The sequence below is a fragment of the Mycetohabitans sp. B3 genome (assembly GCF_021498065.1).
In the GTDB taxonomy this organism is placed as follows: domain Bacteria; phylum Pseudomonadota; class Gammaproteobacteria; order Burkholderiales; family Burkholderiaceae; genus Mycetohabitans.
In genome coordinates this window covers 1-439 of sequence record NZ_JAHLKN010000220.1, presented here as the reverse complement: position 1 = coordinate 439, position 439 = coordinate 1, and the positions used below count along the sequence as shown (strand labels likewise).

Below are 439 nucleotides of genomic sequence, written 5' to 3'. Positions count from 1 at the left end.
GGCACAGGCCTTGCCAAGCAGCGAGCCGCGGCCACCGCGCACGCGGCGCTGCTCGCTGCACAGGCGCGCCTGCCGGAACTGGAGCCCACGCTGGCGGCGGCTGAGGCAGCATGCCAGACGCTGCACACGGAAGTCGAGCGTTTGCAATGCGATGCCCAGGAGCGGGACGCCGCACTCGCCCAAGCGCGCGCCGATTTTGCCCGCGAACTCGATAAGCTGCGGGCCGACACCGCTCGCGCCGAAAAGCGCGCGCTCTTGGAGACTGAGCATGAGCGCCGCACCAGCGCGCGCCTGATCAAGGAACGGGATGCGGCGGTGCGACGTGCCGACGAGAGTGATGCGCAGCGCCGCGCGCCAGCACATTGGCATGCTGGAAGGCAACTTAGCCGCGCTGCAGCGCGCGAACGCCGACGCTGAAAAAGCGCGGCGCGTACGGCAG

At 70.2% G+C, this 439-nt stretch carries 1 pseudogene; it reads left to right on the top strand.

Annotated features, from left to right (window positions below):
- Positions 1-417, top strand: a pseudogene (locus KQH55_RS16425) (hypothetical protein); the annotation flags it as partial.
- Positions 418-439 lie beyond the last annotated feature (22 nt).